At 31.6% G+C, this 15,062-nt stretch carries 18 protein-coding genes and 1 pseudogene; 17 read left to right on the top strand and 2 right to left on the bottom strand.

The genetic code is table 11. The annotated features are described in order from the left end of the window. Window positions 1-98: pseudogene (locus IR213_RS13670) on the top strand (IS982 family transposase); the annotation flags it as partial. On the opposite strand, the gene IR213_RS13665 reads toward IR213_RS13670, so the two are convergent. Next, window positions 79-831: a CPBP family intramembrane glutamic endopeptidase gene (locus IR213_RS13665; RefSeq protein ID WP_194312858.1), complete on the bottom strand. Its 753-nt coding sequence runs from the start codon at window positions 829-831 to the stop codon at window positions 79-81. The pseudogene IR213_RS13670 and the gene IR213_RS13665 sit on opposite strands and share 20 nt — an antisense overlap. A gap of 592 nt (window positions 832-1,423) precedes the next feature. Here IR213_RS13665 and IR213_RS13660 point away from each other — a divergent pair. The 14 genes from IR213_RS13660 (at window position 1,424) to IR213_RS13595 (ending at window position 11,449) form a co-directional block, all read left to right on the top strand. Then, window positions 1,424-1,882, top strand: a complete 459-nt coding sequence (locus IR213_RS13660; RefSeq protein WP_194312857.1) for a GNAT family N-acetyltransferase — start codon at window positions 1,424-1,426, stop codon at window positions 1,880-1,882. Window positions 1,883-2,068: 186 nt separating this feature from the next. Further along, window positions 2,069-2,650, top strand: a complete 582-nt coding sequence (locus tag IR213_RS13655; RefSeq protein WP_194312856.1) for a Crp/Fnr family transcriptional regulator — start codon at window positions 2,069-2,071, stop codon at window positions 2,648-2,650. Between the two features lie 75 nt (window positions 2,651-2,725). Then, window positions 2,726-3,283, top strand: a complete 558-nt coding sequence (locus tag IR213_RS13650; RefSeq protein WP_194312855.1) for a flavodoxin family protein — start codon at window positions 2,726-2,728, stop codon at window positions 3,281-3,283. A gap of 8 nt (window positions 3,284-3,291) precedes the next feature. Further along, window positions 3,292-3,729 (top strand): DoxX family protein, encoded by a 438-nt coding sequence (locus IR213_RS13645; protein ID WP_194312854.1) that lies wholly within the window; start codon window positions 3,292-3,294, stop codon window positions 3,727-3,729. A 228-nt stretch (window positions 3,730-3,957) separates the two neighbouring features. Then, window positions 3,958-4,809 carry a bifunctional helix-turn-helix domain-containing protein/methylated-DNA--[protein]-cysteine S-methyltransferase gene (locus tag IR213_RS13640; protein ID WP_194312853.1) on the top strand — a complete coding sequence of 284 codons (852 nt, stop codon included), beginning with the start codon at window positions 3,958-3,960 and terminating at the stop codon, window positions 4,807-4,809. A gap of 67 nt (window positions 4,810-4,876) precedes the next feature. Then, complete coding sequence (locus IR213_RS13635) at window positions 4,877-5,692, top strand: alpha/beta fold hydrolase (protein ID WP_228479195.1); 816 nt, start codon at window positions 4,877-4,879, stop codon at window positions 5,690-5,692. Between the two features lie 2 nt (window positions 5,693-5,694). Continuing rightward, the gene (locus IR213_RS13630; RefSeq protein ID WP_194312852.1) at window positions 5,695-6,408 is read left to right on the top strand and encodes a 2OG-Fe(II) oxygenase; all 714 of its coding nucleotides are present in this window, start codon (window positions 5,695-5,697) and stop codon (window positions 6,406-6,408) included. A 2-nt stretch (window positions 6,409-6,410) separates the two neighbouring features. Then, the gene (locus IR213_RS13625) at window positions 6,411-6,659 is read left to right on the top strand and encodes an Ada metal-binding domain-containing protein (protein ID WP_194312851.1); all 249 of its coding nucleotides are present in this window, start codon (window positions 6,411-6,413) and stop codon (window positions 6,657-6,659) included. Beyond that, window positions 6,635-7,243, top strand: coding sequence for an alpha-ketoglutarate-dependent dioxygenase AlkB family protein (locus IR213_RS13620; RefSeq protein ID WP_194312850.1), 609 nt, complete (start codon window positions 6,635-6,637; stop codon window positions 7,241-7,243). The genes IR213_RS13625 and IR213_RS13620 overlap by 25 nt, the downstream gene beginning before the upstream one ends. Window positions 7,244-7,807: 564 nt before the next feature. Beyond that, window positions 7,808-8,305, top strand: a complete 498-nt coding sequence (locus tag IR213_RS13615; protein WP_317173155.1) for a rhodanese-like domain-containing protein — start codon at window positions 7,808-7,810, stop codon at window positions 8,303-8,305. Continuing rightward, complete coding sequence (locus IR213_RS13610; RefSeq protein ID WP_194312849.1) at window positions 8,295-8,900, top strand: TIGR04282 family arsenosugar biosynthesis glycosyltransferase; 606 nt, start codon at window positions 8,295-8,297, stop codon at window positions 8,898-8,900. Before IR213_RS13615 ends, IR213_RS13610 begins: the two co-directional genes overlap by 11 nt. After that, window positions 8,897-9,721, top strand: coding sequence for a transporter family protein (locus tag IR213_RS13605; protein ID WP_194312848.1), 825 nt, complete (start codon window positions 8,897-8,899; stop codon window positions 9,719-9,721). The genes IR213_RS13610 and IR213_RS13605 overlap by 4 nt, the downstream gene beginning before the upstream one ends. Window positions 9,722-10,021: 300 nt before the next feature. Then, the gene (locus IR213_RS13600) at window positions 10,022-10,765 is read left to right on the top strand and encodes a DUF547 domain-containing protein (RefSeq protein ID WP_194312847.1); all 744 of its coding nucleotides are present in this window, start codon (window positions 10,022-10,024) and stop codon (window positions 10,763-10,765) included. A 54-nt stretch (window positions 10,766-10,819) separates the two neighbouring features. Then, the gene (locus IR213_RS13595) at window positions 10,820-11,449 is read left to right on the top strand and encodes a TIGR04283 family arsenosugar biosynthesis glycosyltransferase (RefSeq protein WP_262892067.1); all 630 of its coding nucleotides are present in this window, start codon (window positions 10,820-10,822) and stop codon (window positions 11,447-11,449) included. A 6-nt stretch (window positions 11,450-11,455) separates the two neighbouring features. Here IR213_RS13595 and IR213_RS13590 read toward each other — a convergent pair whose 3' ends face one another. Then, window positions 11,456-12,670 (bottom strand): BamA/TamA family outer membrane protein, encoded by a 1,215-nt coding sequence (locus IR213_RS13590; RefSeq protein ID WP_228479194.1) that lies wholly within the window; start codon window positions 12,668-12,670, stop codon window positions 11,456-11,458. Window positions 12,671-12,826: 156 nt separating this feature from the next. On the opposite strand from IR213_RS13590, the gene IR213_RS13585 reads away from it, so the two are divergent. Next, window positions 12,827-13,702 carry a hypothetical protein gene (locus IR213_RS13585; protein WP_194312845.1) on the top strand — a complete coding sequence of 292 codons (876 nt, stop codon included), beginning with the start codon at window positions 12,827-12,829 and terminating at the stop codon, window positions 13,700-13,702. Window positions 13,703-13,766: 64 nt separating this feature from the next. Beyond that, entirely contained in the window at window positions 13,767-15,062 is a 1,296-nt protein-coding gene (locus tag IR213_RS13580) for an NAD(P)/FAD-dependent oxidoreductase (protein ID WP_194312844.1), read from the top strand.

Genomic DNA, 15,062 nt, shown 5'->3' with positions numbered 1-15,062 from the left:
GAATTTTAGCTAAAATAACAGCTTTAACTTTGGTTCAATTCATCAATAGATTTATTTTTGAAAGACCAATAAACAATATTAAAACACAAATAGTTTAATTACACCCAACGGGTTAATAATAGATAATGAACCATTGAATAAATTATGGAAAAGCAAAGCAGGAATTATGCTTTCTCCTTTTTCTTTTAAATAGGTCATAAATGCACCTAAAATAAAGGTAATTACAAAACCCGAGATTAAAAATTGAATGTGTTGGTGTTCATCGAAATATACAGCGTGCCCAACACCAAATAAGATACATTGTATTAAAGCTCCCCATCCCATACTTGCACCAAAGATGTTTTTCCTCTGAATGAATACGACGTTTAATAATCCTAGCAAAACTCCTCTAAAAATGGGCTCTTCTGAAATGCCCGGCATAGTTAATTCAAACAATAAATATTCATTTGTTCTATCTCCTCCTGCAAGTCCGGACTCATAAATGTTATAGCCAATGCTTATCGCCAATAAGACAAAAAATGGTATCCAAACAGATTTGTTCACCTTGAAAGAAAAGCCCGCTTGATCCTTCGTTAAATACGGAGTAAAATATACAAAAGCTAAAGCAATTATTAGGCTCAAAAATTTTCCTTGCCAATTATAATTTAGTTTTTCAAGAAATGGAAGAATAGGGATGTAAAGAATTGCTATAGTTGACATGAAAAAAAATGAAAACACAATTAGCAAATATTTTTTTTCGGTTTTGCTAAACGATAAAAAAAGTAAAGTAATGATAATTGAAATTCCTAAATGAACTCCTACTGTAGCGATAGTTTGTTGTAATTCGGTCATTTGCTAGTGTTTTAAAAAAGTTTAAGTTTATTGTTGTGAAATTGCCTGAGACTAATTTACACTTCAAAGATGCAAATTCAAAAACTGTTCAAAATGGACTATAAACGCAATAAGATGGACAATTTTCCCTGTGATGACAATTGTTGATAATTAATGATTTATTATTCTTTATTAGTTTTTTATAGTTAAAGTTATTAGGTTTGATTATGTTTTAAGAAACTTAACATATATCGATAAGCTATAGGTTTTCGTTTTATAGTCGCTACAAAACCAGTTATAGAAAAATATTAAGATTTAGTGGAAATTCAATATATCGAAGGCGACCATAAATTAACACAATTTGAAAACATATTTGTTAAAATTGAAAAAATGAAAAACTAAAGTAATAAAGAAAATAAACCGAACGACCTACAGCAACATGGCAATACAGCGTGATTAGTGCTTTTTTAAAGACTTTTGTGAATAATCAAAGTTCAGGGGTTATGATAATTTTGATGCTAAAAAAAAACGCAGTATTGACAAACCGCAAAACATTGACAATCATTGTAAAGTGTCAAATCGAATAGTTAAAAAATTAAAAAAAAGTTTATAAATGGAAATTGTTGAACATACATTTGGAGAGTTTTTGATCACGACAGACAATACAAAGTTGGACGTTGTTGCAATCCACGACTTCTTATCAAAATATTCAGGTTGGAGTGATAATATCCCTTTTGATAGAGTAAAAACTTCTATTGACAATTCTCTAAACTTCGGACTTTTTCATTACAATAAACAAATAGGGTTTGCAAGAGTAATTTCAGATTTTTCGACTATTGCCTATTTGGGTGATATCTATGTTTTGGATAATTATCGTGGACAAGGACTTTCAAAAAAACTAATGGATGTTGTAATGGGACACCCCAATTTAAAAGGTTTGAGACGATGGATTTTATTGACTTCGACAGCAGATTGGCTTTATGAAAAGTATGGTTTTACTAAATTGCCAAAACCAGAATTGTATATGGAACTATTTACCCCAAATATTTATAAATCAGACAAGAAAACTTAATGAACAAACTAACGATAAAAGCTATTAACCGCTAACATTAGCCACAAGCGATTAGATCAATAAGCTTAATTTGTGCAATGGTTTGTATTTGTCAGAATTTGGTAAACCAAAAGATTATGCTAATTTAGTACCAAAGCACTTGTGGCTAGGAAAAAAATTAAGCCCTAACGGAGGACAGTAAAATTTATGAACACAGATTTAATTATTCAAAATATTAGCCAACATATACATCTCGACAAAACCGAGACAGACTTTTTTATTTCACTACTTCAAACAAAAAAACTTAAACGGAAAGAGTTTTTATTAAAGCAAGGCGACCTCTGCAAGACCGAAAATTTTATTATTAAGGGTTGTCTTCGAACTTATACAATTGACGACAATGGTTTTGAACATATTGTAATGTTTGGAATTGAAGATTGGTGGGTAGGGGATCTTTATAGTTTTCTTACTCAAAGTCCTTCAACTTATTTTATTGATGCATTAGAAGACTCAGAAATACTACAAATTACAAAAGTCAATCTTGACAAACTATTTGAGAGGGTTCCTAAGTTTGAACGCTTTTTTAGGCTGATACTTCAAAACGCTTTTATTGCGCAGCAACAGCGCATTAATCAAAATCTTTCTTACTCGGCTGAGCAGCGTTATTTAGATTTTATTGCCAAACATCCCAATTTAGAACAACGACTTTCCCAAAAACAAGTTTCGGCATATTTAGGAATTACACCTGTTTTTTTGAGTATCCTTCGCAGAAAATTATCCCAAAAATAATTTGTTAAACTACTTTAATTTTTATCCTTCTATTTCTCTTTTATTTTGCACTATTATTTAACAAAATAACAGAAAATGAAAATTGTAATTATTTACCACAGTGGATATGGACATACAAAAATTGTTGCCCAGCATATCCAAAAAGGGGCTTCAAGAGAATTGGAACAAGTATTGCTTTTGTCAACTCTTGAAGCTCAGGACAACTTTGAGTTGTTGCATCAGGCAGACACATTAGTTTTTGGTAGCCCTACTTATATGGGAACAATCTCTGCCGATTTTAAAAAATTTATGGAAGCGACAGGGAAATTTTGGTATACCCAAAAATGGAAAGACAAATTTGCTGCTGGTTTTACAAACTCATCAACATTAAATGGCGACAAGTTAAACACACTGCAACAACTTTCACTTTTTGCTTCTCAACATAGCATGCTTTGGATTTCAACAGGCATCTTGCCAAAGTTTGAAAACGACAAACAATTGGAAGAGCCCAACGGACTTGCAAGTTACTTAGGACTTATGACGCTTTCTGACAATTCAACAACAGAAGTAAACTTACCAAAAGGTTTAGAAACAGCTGAACTTTTCGGACAACGCATTGCGCAACTCACAAAACAATTTAAACAATCTAAATAATTAATAAAATGAAAAATATACTATTCAACACAAATAACGATTTGACAGGTTTAGTTACTCGTCTTACACTGGGTTTAATTCTTTTTCCACACGGCGCACAAAAGATGCTTGGAATGTTTGGTGGTTATGGCTTCACTGGAACAATGGGCTTTTTTACAAATACAATGCATTTGCCCTGGATAATTGGCTTCTTAGTGATTATCATAGAATTTATAGGAGTAGTATCATTAATAGTAGGTTTTGCAAGCCGCATTTGGTCGGTTTTAACAATTGTACTTTTTTTAGGAATTATTTTCACATCGCACCTTGACAATGGTTTTTTTATGAATTGGTTTGGGAATCAAAAAGGTGAAGGTTATGAGTATCACTTGCTAATAATTGGTTTATCTATAGCGACCCTTATCAATGGAAGCGGGAAATATTCCGTTGACGAAAGACTTCTTTAATAACGAAGGACAGAAGGGGAGGCGAAAACTGTATATTTGTGTAAAAAGGGCTGAATTGCGTAATTAAAAATCAGTTTTTTAATTACCTACATCACAAAACCGGATTAATGTTATCGGCAGCTATTTAATGATATTCTAAATATTCAGCAAACGGACTAAATAATAGCAAGTTTCGGATTTTATAACGACAGATTTCTTTCGATATTTGCATTATAAATTTCGAACATAATGAACGAACAACAAAATATTAATTATAACAGAATTGCAGAAGCAATTGATTATATAAAAGCAAACTTTAAAGAGCAGCCCAATCTGGATGAGGTTGCCGAGAAGGTTCATTTAAGTCCCTTTCATTTCCAGAGACTTTTTAGTGAATGGGCAGGCACAAGTCCAAAAAAGTTTTTACAATTTACAACTGTAGAATATGCCAAAACGCTTTTAAAAGATAATCAAGCAACACTTTTTGAGACAGCGTACGAAACAGGACTTTCAGGTACAGGGCGACTACACGATTTGTTTATAAACATAGAAGGAATGACACCCGCCGAATACAAAAATGGTGGGAAAAATTTAGGTATAAATTATAGTTTTGCGGAGAGTCCTTTTGGGAATATTATAGTGGCATCTACTGACAAAGGAATTTGCTATATGGCTTTTGCTGATAATGAAACTTTGGCCTTTTCAACTATGCAAAACCATTTTCCAAATGCCCATTTCAGACAGATGGTAGATTTAATTCAGCAAAATGCACTTTACATTTTCACTCACGATTGGACAAAATTAAATCAAATAAAACTGCACTTAAAAGGAACAGACTTTCAACTAAAAGTTTGGCAAACCCTTTTAAAAATTCCTTTGGGTCAACTTACAACCTATGGTGCTATAGCCACTAAAATTGAAAATCCAAAGGCTTCAAGAGCAGTAGGTACGGCTATTGGAAGCAATCCTGTTGCTTTCTTAATTCCTTGTCATCGAGTAATTCAATCTACAGGAATATTGGGTGGCTATATGTGGGGTAATACCAGAAAAACAGCCATTATTGGTTGGGAAGGAACAAAAACACATTCCGAATTTATTTAGCAAGTTTCGGGTTTTGTGACTAGAAGAATAGTTAGATTTTTGTATCAAATATTAAAGTCAAATAAAAATGAAACTAAAGGACGCCCAGACAGCGTACCTAAGTTTGCTAATTATTACACTATTTTTTAATCCATTTCAAATGAATGCTCAAAACAAAAGCGAAAAAAAAACATTTATTCTCATTCATGGCTCTTGGCATAGTGCTTGGAATTGGTACAAAGTAACACCCTTACTCGAAGAGCAAGGACATACCGTTTACTCCATTGATTTGCCAGGAATGGGAAGAGATAAAACGCCAATAGAAAATGTAAGATTCGATGCAACAATTCAACAATTGTGCAAACTTATTGATAGTATTCCCGGAAAAGTAATACTAGTGGCTCACAGCAAAAACGGAATATTCAATTCGCAATTAGCAGAATTACGACCAAATAAAATCGAAAAATTAATCTATTTAGCGGCGGTACTTGTTGCTAATGGAAAATGTGCCAAGGACTATTTTGTACTAGATGAAAAAGAAGTTTTAGGTGGTCATATTACGTACAATGGTACTATTTCTTCTATGCTTTTACCTGAAATTTATAAAGAAGGATTATACCACGATTGCCCTGATGACATTACGCAAATGGCAAATATTATTTTGTTACCCGAATCAACAGAGTCTGCAAAAGCAGAATTGAAACTTACGGAAGAAAATTATGGAAGTGTACCACGATATTATATTGAATGTACCGAAGACAGAGCAATAACACCTTGGTTGCAAGAGAAAATGTTAGCGGAAATGCCTTGTTTGAAAGTATATAAAATTGCATCTAGCCATTCGCCATTTTTTAGTATGCCTGAAAAATTGACAGATATAATATTAGAAATTTCAAGTTTATAGATATGTATAAAATAAAAAGTACAATAGAAAATATAGATTGGACATTCATTACTGAATCTATGCACGAAAAAGGATATTCAATTATTCCAAATCTTTTAACCAATTTTGAATGTTCTGAATTAATAACAGGCTACAACAATTCAAATGCTTACAGAAAAACGGTAGTAATGGAACGCTACCGTTTTGGTTTGGGCGAATATAAATATTTCAATTATCCATTACCAAATCTTATTCAAAGCATTCGAGAAAGTATTTATCCAAAATTGGCACCAATTGCAAACGCTTGGATGAAGGCACTAAATATTGCTACGACATTTCCTAATACACATCAACAACTTTTAGAACAATGCAATGCAAATAATCAATTAAAAGCAACCGTTTTGATTTTAAAATATGGCAAAGGCGGATTTAATACACTGCATCAAGATTTGTATGGAGATGTATATTTTCCCATTCAAACTGTTTTATTTCTAAACGAACCAGACCAAGATTTTACAGGTGGCGAATTTGTGTTAACCCAACAAACACCAAGAGCACAATCAAAAGCCATCGTATTAAAACCCAAGAAAGGCGATATGCTCATTTTTACCACTAACTTTCGACCAATAAAAGGGACTAAAGGGTACTATCGTGTGAATATGAAACACGGCGTAAGCGAAATTCAAAGTGGTGAAAGATACACTTTAGGGATTATTTTTCACGATGCATTAAGTTAAGGATGATAAAGCATAGTGAGATAAATGAGAGGGATTTACGAAGCAAAATCAAAGATAAAGTGATTACTTTTGGTGGAAATGTAAAGTTAAAAATATACGGAACATTAAAATGCAAATCAGGCAAACGAATGAAACGTGAAAACAGAGTTTTTTTCGCATCAGAAAACGAAGCCATTAAAAATGGTTTTCGACCTTGCGGACATTGCATGAAAATAGAATACAAAAAATGGATTTATTTAACAACGAAATAGACAGCTCAAAAAACGTATTACCAAAAGATGGTATTGCAAATTATTACGGGAAATTATTGAGTAATCAAAAAGCAAATCACTATTTTGATTGTTTAATGGATACAATCGAATGGAAAAATGACCAAGCCCTAATCTATGGAAAACTAATAATAACCAAACGAAAAGTAGGTTGGTATGGAGACAGCGATTTTGAATACACCTATTCTAACACCACCAAGCGAGCCTTACCTTGGACAAAGGAATTATTAGAGTTAAAATCAATAATCGAAGAAAAAACAGGAGAAATGTTCAATTCCTGTTTACTCAATTTATACCATAATGGTGATGAGGGAATGGCGTGGCACAGCGATGCTGAAAAAGATTTAAAAAAAAATGGAGCAATCGGTTCCTTAAGTTTTGGAGCAGAACGCAAATTTGCATTCAAGCACAAGGAAACAAAAGAAACCGTTTCATTAATTTTAGAACACGGAAGTTTATTGGTTATGAAAGATGCTACGCAAACTAATTGGTTGCATAGACTACCACCGACTAAACTAATAACCAAACCGAGAATAAACTTAACTTTTAGGACGATTGATTTATAAATTGTAAGTCAACTGATGAAGTAAAGTTTTATCCAGATGTTTCTGAAATAATTAAAAATACACAAGACCATAAGAATCATAAAGTCTGTTTTTTAGTTAAAAGCTCAATCCGAATCGCTCCATACTATGAAAAATTTTCAGGTATACAACTTGAACTTCGGAAGAAATTAGTAGCTACGTTTCTAGCAAACATCAAAAAAAGAATAATTCAAGGATAAATTGCTTCATAAAAATCCTGAGCAATTAAACGATATATAATGAATTAATGAAATTTATGTTGACACCAAACACATAAAAGAAAAAAATCTTTTCAAGATCTTACCTTTTGATTTCTAGAAATTTTAGATTAGTATTTTCATTGAAAAAAAGTTTAATATATCATAATTATCCTAAGATGTGCTAATTTAGAGCATGAGTACTTCCTAAAAAGGTCGCTGGTGACGTCCAATAATTATTTAAAGTTGATCATATTGCTGAATTTTCAATAATGAATTAATATTAATTTATTATTGCGTGTCAGTAATTTACATTTTCTTCGTCTATGAAAATAATTATTAATGGGATATGATGAGAATTTTTATAACAACAATAACTCTAATATTAACGACTTTTTGCTTTGCTCAAAGTACAATTCCAGAAGTTTTAGAGAAATTAAACAAAAAATCGGTTCCTTACATTACAGTTAATGAGCTCCAAATAAAGAACAAATATGTTTTGTTGGATACTCGGGAAATAAAAGAGTTCAATGTCAGCCACATTAAAAATTCTATTAATATTGGGTATGATAAATTTGATGCCCAAAAAGTCACATCAATTGTAAAGGATAAAAATGCTCTGATTGTAGTATATTGTTCCATAGGAGTGCGGAGTGAAAAAATTGGAGAAAACCTTTTTAAATTGGGTTATAAAAAAGTTTTTAATCTATACGGCGGTATTTTCGAATGGAAAAATAAAGGTGGAATTGTTGTTGACAATAAAAATGAAATAACCGAAAACATCCATACTTTTAGTAAAAAGTGGAGCATTTATCTCAAAAAAGGCAATCAAATTTATGAAGAGTAACGCACTGATAATTTTTATACGAAATCCCCAATTAGGAAAAGTAAAAACTCGATTGGCAAAAATAATTGGTGATGTAAATGCTTTGGAAGTTTACAAGGATTTACTCCTTCACACAATGAATGAAACCCAAAGTCTAGAATGCGATAAATTTGTTTTTTATGATCAATACATTGTAACAGATGATATTTGGTCGGAAAATCTATATGAAAAAAGAGTACAGTTTGGGGAAGATTTAGGAGCAAAAATGCAAAATGCTTTTCAAAATGTATTTGATTTAGGGTATCAGAATTGTATTATAATTGGGAGTGATTTATTTGATTTAAAATCCGATATTATTGATAATGCATTCAAAAAATTACAAAATAATGAAGTTGTTATCGGCCCTGCCGAAGATGGAGGCTATTATCTCTTAGGCTTAAAAAACATAATTCCTTCGCTTTTTAAAAATAAAAAATGGGGAACTTCGACGGTTTTGTCATCAACAATTAAAAATTTGAAAGACTATAAAATTGAGGTTATTGAAACCCTTAACGACATTGATACTTTTGAAGATTTAAAAAAAAGTAATTATAAATTTAAAACTATTTTAGAATGAAAAAAATTGCCCTTTCAGTAGTAATAACTCTCCTTTTTATAGGACAAAACATCAATGCCCAAAGTACTTGGACACGCGAAAAAAATAAAGTTTATGCCCAATTAAGTGTTACCGGATTGTTTTACAATCAGATAGAATATCATGGAAAAACAACTGATTTAAACTCAGATTATACAGATATAACTACGCAGTTATATGGAGAATATGGAATTACTAACAAATTAGAAGCGCAATTAATTTTGCCTTTCAAATCGGTTAGTTATCAAACAAACGGGACAAATAATTCCCAGAATTTGTCAGGACTTGGAAACCTTACCATAGGATTAAAATATAAAATTTATGATCACAAATGGAAAATTAGTTCAGGGATACAATATGCAGCAAATTCGATCACAAAAGATGCATCAAAAAGTCTTTCAACGGGATTCAATGCCAACACTATTTTACCTTACGTGACTGTTGGTACTAGCCATGGAAAATGGTATTATTTTGGGAATATCGGTTACGGATATTTGGATAATAATTATTCTGATTACATTAAATTATCTGCTGAAGTTGGTTACAATATTATTCCAAAAGGGTACATAATCGTGGCTTTTGACAGTCGAAATGTTGTTTCGAAAGAAAACGCTTTCTACAATGATAACAATCAATGGCCTTCCTATTTGGATAGACAAACTTTTGATGCTTTAGGATTAAAATTAAATTACGAATTTAAGAAGGATAAATTTGGAGTCAATTTTTCAACTTTTGGAGCATTCGGAATTGATAACGCACCATTGGCTCCAACTCTAAATTTAGGACTTTATACCAAATTTTAATATAAACCAATACATTCAAATAATTTTCAATTCCTACTTGGGCTACTCAATTACTTGAAAAATGAAATTGTTTTTTCGGATTGGAATAATTATTTTTATGGGTTATTAGCTATATAATTTGTCGTTTGGGCATTAGAAATAATTTTCCCTTGGAGGAAAAATCTCGATATATAAGGTTGTTTTTAACGATGAAAATGTATTCCCATTAGTGTAAATAAAGCAAGAATTTTATCCTTTCAGAAAATAATATGTCAGGTTTATTCTTTCTTTGAGTCTTAACTATAATAAATTTAATTAAAAATGAAAAAATCACTTCTACTCTTAACATTCTTTGCTATTATTTGTGGCGCAAAAACTAATGCGGCGATTACTGAAATAGCTCATGAGAATAAAATTGAAACAGCAATAAATCATTCAAAATGGAATGAATTATTACAAAAACACGTTTCCAGTAAAGGGAATGTAGACTATAAAGGGTTTAAGAAAGATGCCCTTGCTTTACAGTCTTATTTAGATTTATTGGCAAAAAACACTCCAGAGAAGTCATGGTCAAAAAATGCAGTTTTGGCTTATTGGATTAATGCCTATAATGCGTTTACCGTTAAATTAATTCTGGATAATTATCCTATTAAAAGCATAAAAAAGATCAACGGTCCTTGGGACAAAGAATTTTTTGCCTTGGGAGGTAAAAAATATAGTTTGGGAGAAATTGAACATAAAATCTTACGAAAAATGAATGAACCAAGAATTCATTTTGCCATCAATTGTGCTTCATTTTCTTGCCCAAATCTAGCAAATGAAGCTTACACTGAAGCGGAATTAGAAAAACAATTATCACGAGCCGCCAAAAGTTTTTTAAACGATGCTTCTAAAAATGCTATTAGTGCAAACAAAGCCGAATTGTCCCAAATTTTTGATTGGTTTTCCGATGACTTTAAAAAGAACGGGACATTAATTGACTTTATAAATAAATACAGTTTAGTTAAAATGGATGATAACGCAAAAATCAGTTTTAAAGATTACAACTGGAATTTAAATGAATAAAATCTCCATAATTATTCCCATACTTAACAAAGTCGATGTCATGCATCGACTTTGTTGCATTTAGAAAATACAATCTCAAAGACTATTGATTACGAAATTATTTTTGTTGATGGCGGCAGTAACGACGGTTCCCAAAAAAAAATCAAAAAGTATCCAAAAACAACTTTAATTTACTCTGAAAAGGGAAGAGCAAAGCAACTAAATGCTGGAGCGAAAGTGGCTTCAGGTGGTATTTTATATTTTTTGCATTGCGATAGCTTTCCTCCAAAAAATTTTGATTTACATATACTCAAGCAAGTTCAAAAGGGATATAAAGCGGGTTGTTTTCGAATGAAATTTGACTATTTTCACCCCGTTTTATCAGTTTCCCAATGGTTTACAAGAATAAACCACATTTCGTGTCGTGGTGGTGATCAATCCTTATTTATAACTAAAGAATTGTTCTATGAAATTGATGGTTATGATGAAAGTTACGTTATTTATGAAGACAATGAAATCATCAAACGGTTGTACCAAAAAAAACAATTTATAATCATTCCCAAATATCTAACAACATCTGCCAGAAGATATCGGAAAAATGGTATCTGGCGACTACAATATCATTTTATGGTCATTCATCTCAAACAACGATTAGGACACTCTGCAGAAAGTATGTTATCCTATTACAATAAAAACGTGAAGTGAAAACTTCTAAAAATATTGTCCAATTCCAAAAACAAATCCATTGGAAGCATCTTTGGTAATGCCATAACCGTAATCAAGTCGGAATACCGCATTAAAAATAGTTTTATGGATAAAACGAATTCCTAGTCCAGGATAGACTCTAATGTTTTTCTGGCTGGTGAAGTCACTAAAATCACCTCCAGCGTTTCGCCAAGTACCGCTATCGATAAAAGCATTTCCTTGCAATACAAACCTTTTTTCTTCCAAAATTGTTTTTCGGAATTCAGTGTTAAAAATAATGGCTCCAGTTCCCCTATCAATAATATTACCAACACCTCTAATGTTTAAATTATTGTCAACAGGAAAAGGCGCAAATGGATTGTTATTGTTTGTAGCCAATCCTAATCGAAGTCTAGAAACCCAGTTCCCTTTGCTTCCCAATCTTTTGTAATATAAAAAATCATTCCAGCCAATTAAAAACTTTTTTTGAGAATTACTGTTTGGAACTACATATTGAAAAACAAGATTACTCTTGAAACCATTTACTAAATAGAAATCAAAATTCACATTATCAAAAGAATACTCTGCCTTGACAAGCTGCTTATTGATGTCAAAATTTTGTGAAATCTCAGCAAATTTTGCTCCGTCAATATAGTTATATTTTTCATTGAATAAAACAACACCAAGCTTTAGCTGATTTTGATAATTTACTTGAAAAATAGTCAATACTTCAAATGAGGTATTGGTATACTTATAATTAGATTTAGCTTCATTTATATAAACAGGTTCTTTGCTTATTAATTTTTGAATATTGATTTCAAATCCAAACTTTGAATTAAAAAATTGAGGTGATGAAAAATTAATGCCCCCGGAATTATACTCGTTAAATTGGTAAAAACCTCCGATTGTATTGTTTTTACCTAAGAAATTGTATTCATACAAACCAACTCTATAAGCTCCAAAACCACTTGTGGTCGATGCAGAAAAATAAGGAATTATGGTAAAATTCTCGATTAGGGTAAAACTCAAAGAATACAAATTATCAAAGGTCTTAATTACCGAAAAATTTACTTTCGAAATTCCATTTAACCGTTGTAAAACTTGAATATCTTTTTTGATTGTTAAGCTATCCAATATTCCGCCACTTTTGGTTTGTATCAAATTTTTTATAAAATCAATATTCATCTTTTTTGTTCCCAGAAAGTCTATTTTACCAATAGTATTTTCTTGAGAAAATCCCATAAAAGTTATCATTAGAAAAATAAAATATAGTCTAGGCAAGAGTTAAAAATATTAGATTACAAATATCAATATAAAAATTGATTCTTTTTATATTTATTGTTTTGTCAGGAAAAGACATTTTATAGACTAATACTAACTATTTAAATACACTATCAGATGAAATTTATCTTTCTATTAATTACAATTTTTACTTTTTCTCTTTCTTTTGGGCAAACAGACTCAACATTTGTGGAAAAATCCAACATTCAAAACTACACACCATCTAAACTTCTTGAAAAAGGAAAAATAGATATTAAATGGTTCAATAATTTATACACACAAACTCGTTCTGAAAGTAATGGAAACACAATCGATGTTCCAAGATCTAACTTTTTTACAACGTCTCTCGAAGTTTTTACTGGAGTTTCTAATAACAAAAAAATAAATGCTGGTGTTATCATTGAATATCGTTCTAACACGTTTAACGGTCAAGATGTAACAAGTGTTTTTGATTTTAAAAACGAGGCAGGAAAATCCAGAAATGGACTTTCGCATATTGCCCCCTCAGTAAAAATTTCGCCTTTTAAAAACTTATCAAATTTTTCTGTACAAAGCTCCTTTTTTATTCCATTGCTTAACGAAGAAAGTAATGGCAATGGCTATTTGGCTAACAAAAGTTACATTTGGCAAAACCGTTTTTTTTATGACTATACTTTTTCAGGAAATAAATTCCAATTGTTTACTGAGTTGGGATCCCGATTTTTCTTTGGTAAAAAAGGAGAAGGCTATGCTAATAATAGTTTAGAATTAGCTCCTGGGATCTTTTTGAGTTATTTCCCTTCCAATAAATTTACCGTGCTTACCTTTGTTCAACATGCACAGTTGTTTAGTTTGGGGAATAAATTTGAGCAAAATTACACCGCTTTAGGTTTTGGTGCCAAATATCAATTATTAAAAACATTAAACTTAGAAACTTTGTATAGCAAGTTTGTTCGTGGCAATGATACCGGTTTAGGACAATCGTTTAATCTAGGTTTGAGAATTATTTTTTAATAGATTTTACGTAAATAATATTTTTTTAGTTTTATAAAATATTACATTTATCAAAAATAAAAATATGGAACATATAGTCATTATTGGGAACGGAATTTCAGGCATTACACTTGCCCGTCATATCCGGAAACAATCCGATCACAGAATTACCATTATATCCTCAGAAACTGAATTTTTCTTTTCTCGAACTGCTTTGATGTACGTTTTTATGGGGCATATGAAATTTGAACATACTCAACCTTATGAAGACGATTTTTGGAAAAAAAACAAAATAGATTTAATAAATGGTTTTGTTGAAAGTGTTGACACGAGTGCTAAAAAAGTATTTTTTGAAGACCAAACATCATTGAATTATGACAAATTAGTAATTGCGACAGGCTCAAAATCAAATAAATTTGGATGGAAAGGCCAAGATTTAGAAGGCGTTTTAGGATTATATCACAAACAAGATATAGAAAAACTAGAATTACTTGCTCCAACTTGCCAACGAGCGGTTATTGTTGGTGGGGGATTAATCGGGATTGAATTGGCAGAAATGCTCCGTTCCCGTAATATTCCAGTTACGTTTTTGGTACGGGAAAAGAGTTTTTGGGATGCTGTTTTACCTTCTGGCGAAAGTCAAATGATTAATAAGCATATTCTCGAACATCATATTGATTTGAGATTGGAAACGGGTTTGCAAGAAATTATATCTGATGAAAATGGCTATGCAAAATCCATAATCACCGACAAGGGAGAAACTATTGAATGCCAAATTGTCGGTTTGACTGCTGGTGTTTCGCCTAACGTAGATTTTCTTAAAAATTCAGGTATAGATTTGGGGCGCGGCGTAAAAGTAAATCGCTTATTGGAAACCAACATCAAGGATGTTTTTGCGATTGGCGACTGTGCCGAACAACACGAAGGAATAGGTTTGCGTCGTCCAATCGAAGCTGTTTGGTACACCGGTAGAATGATGGGCGAAGCTCTCGCACAAACATTAACTGGAAATCCAACTCAATACAATCCGGGACATTGGTTTAATTCCGCTAAATTTTTAGATATAGAATATCAAACCTATGGTTGGGTTTTTGCAAAACCATTGGAATATGAGGAACAATTTTATTGGGAACATTCCTCAGGAAAAAAAGCCATTCGAATTTCGTTTCATAAAGACACCAGAGCTTTTTTAGGGATCAATACTTTTGGAATTAGAATGCGTCACGAATTTTTCGACAAAGTTCTTACCAAAAACCTATCGGTTGATTATGTAATTCAACATTTTAGGGAAGCTAATTTTGACCCTGAATTTTTTACATCGCACAAAATCGAAATCCAAGAACAATTTATCACGCAATTTGTAGGGCAAAAAACAATATAA

This window comes from Flavobacterium soyangense (assembly GCF_015277675.1).
In the GTDB taxonomy this organism is placed as follows: Bacteria; Bacteroidota; Bacteroidia; order Flavobacteriales; family Flavobacteriaceae; genus Flavobacterium; species Flavobacterium soyangense.
Note: the sequence above shows the minus strand (reverse complement) of the source record. Positions and strands in the feature narration are given on the sequence as shown.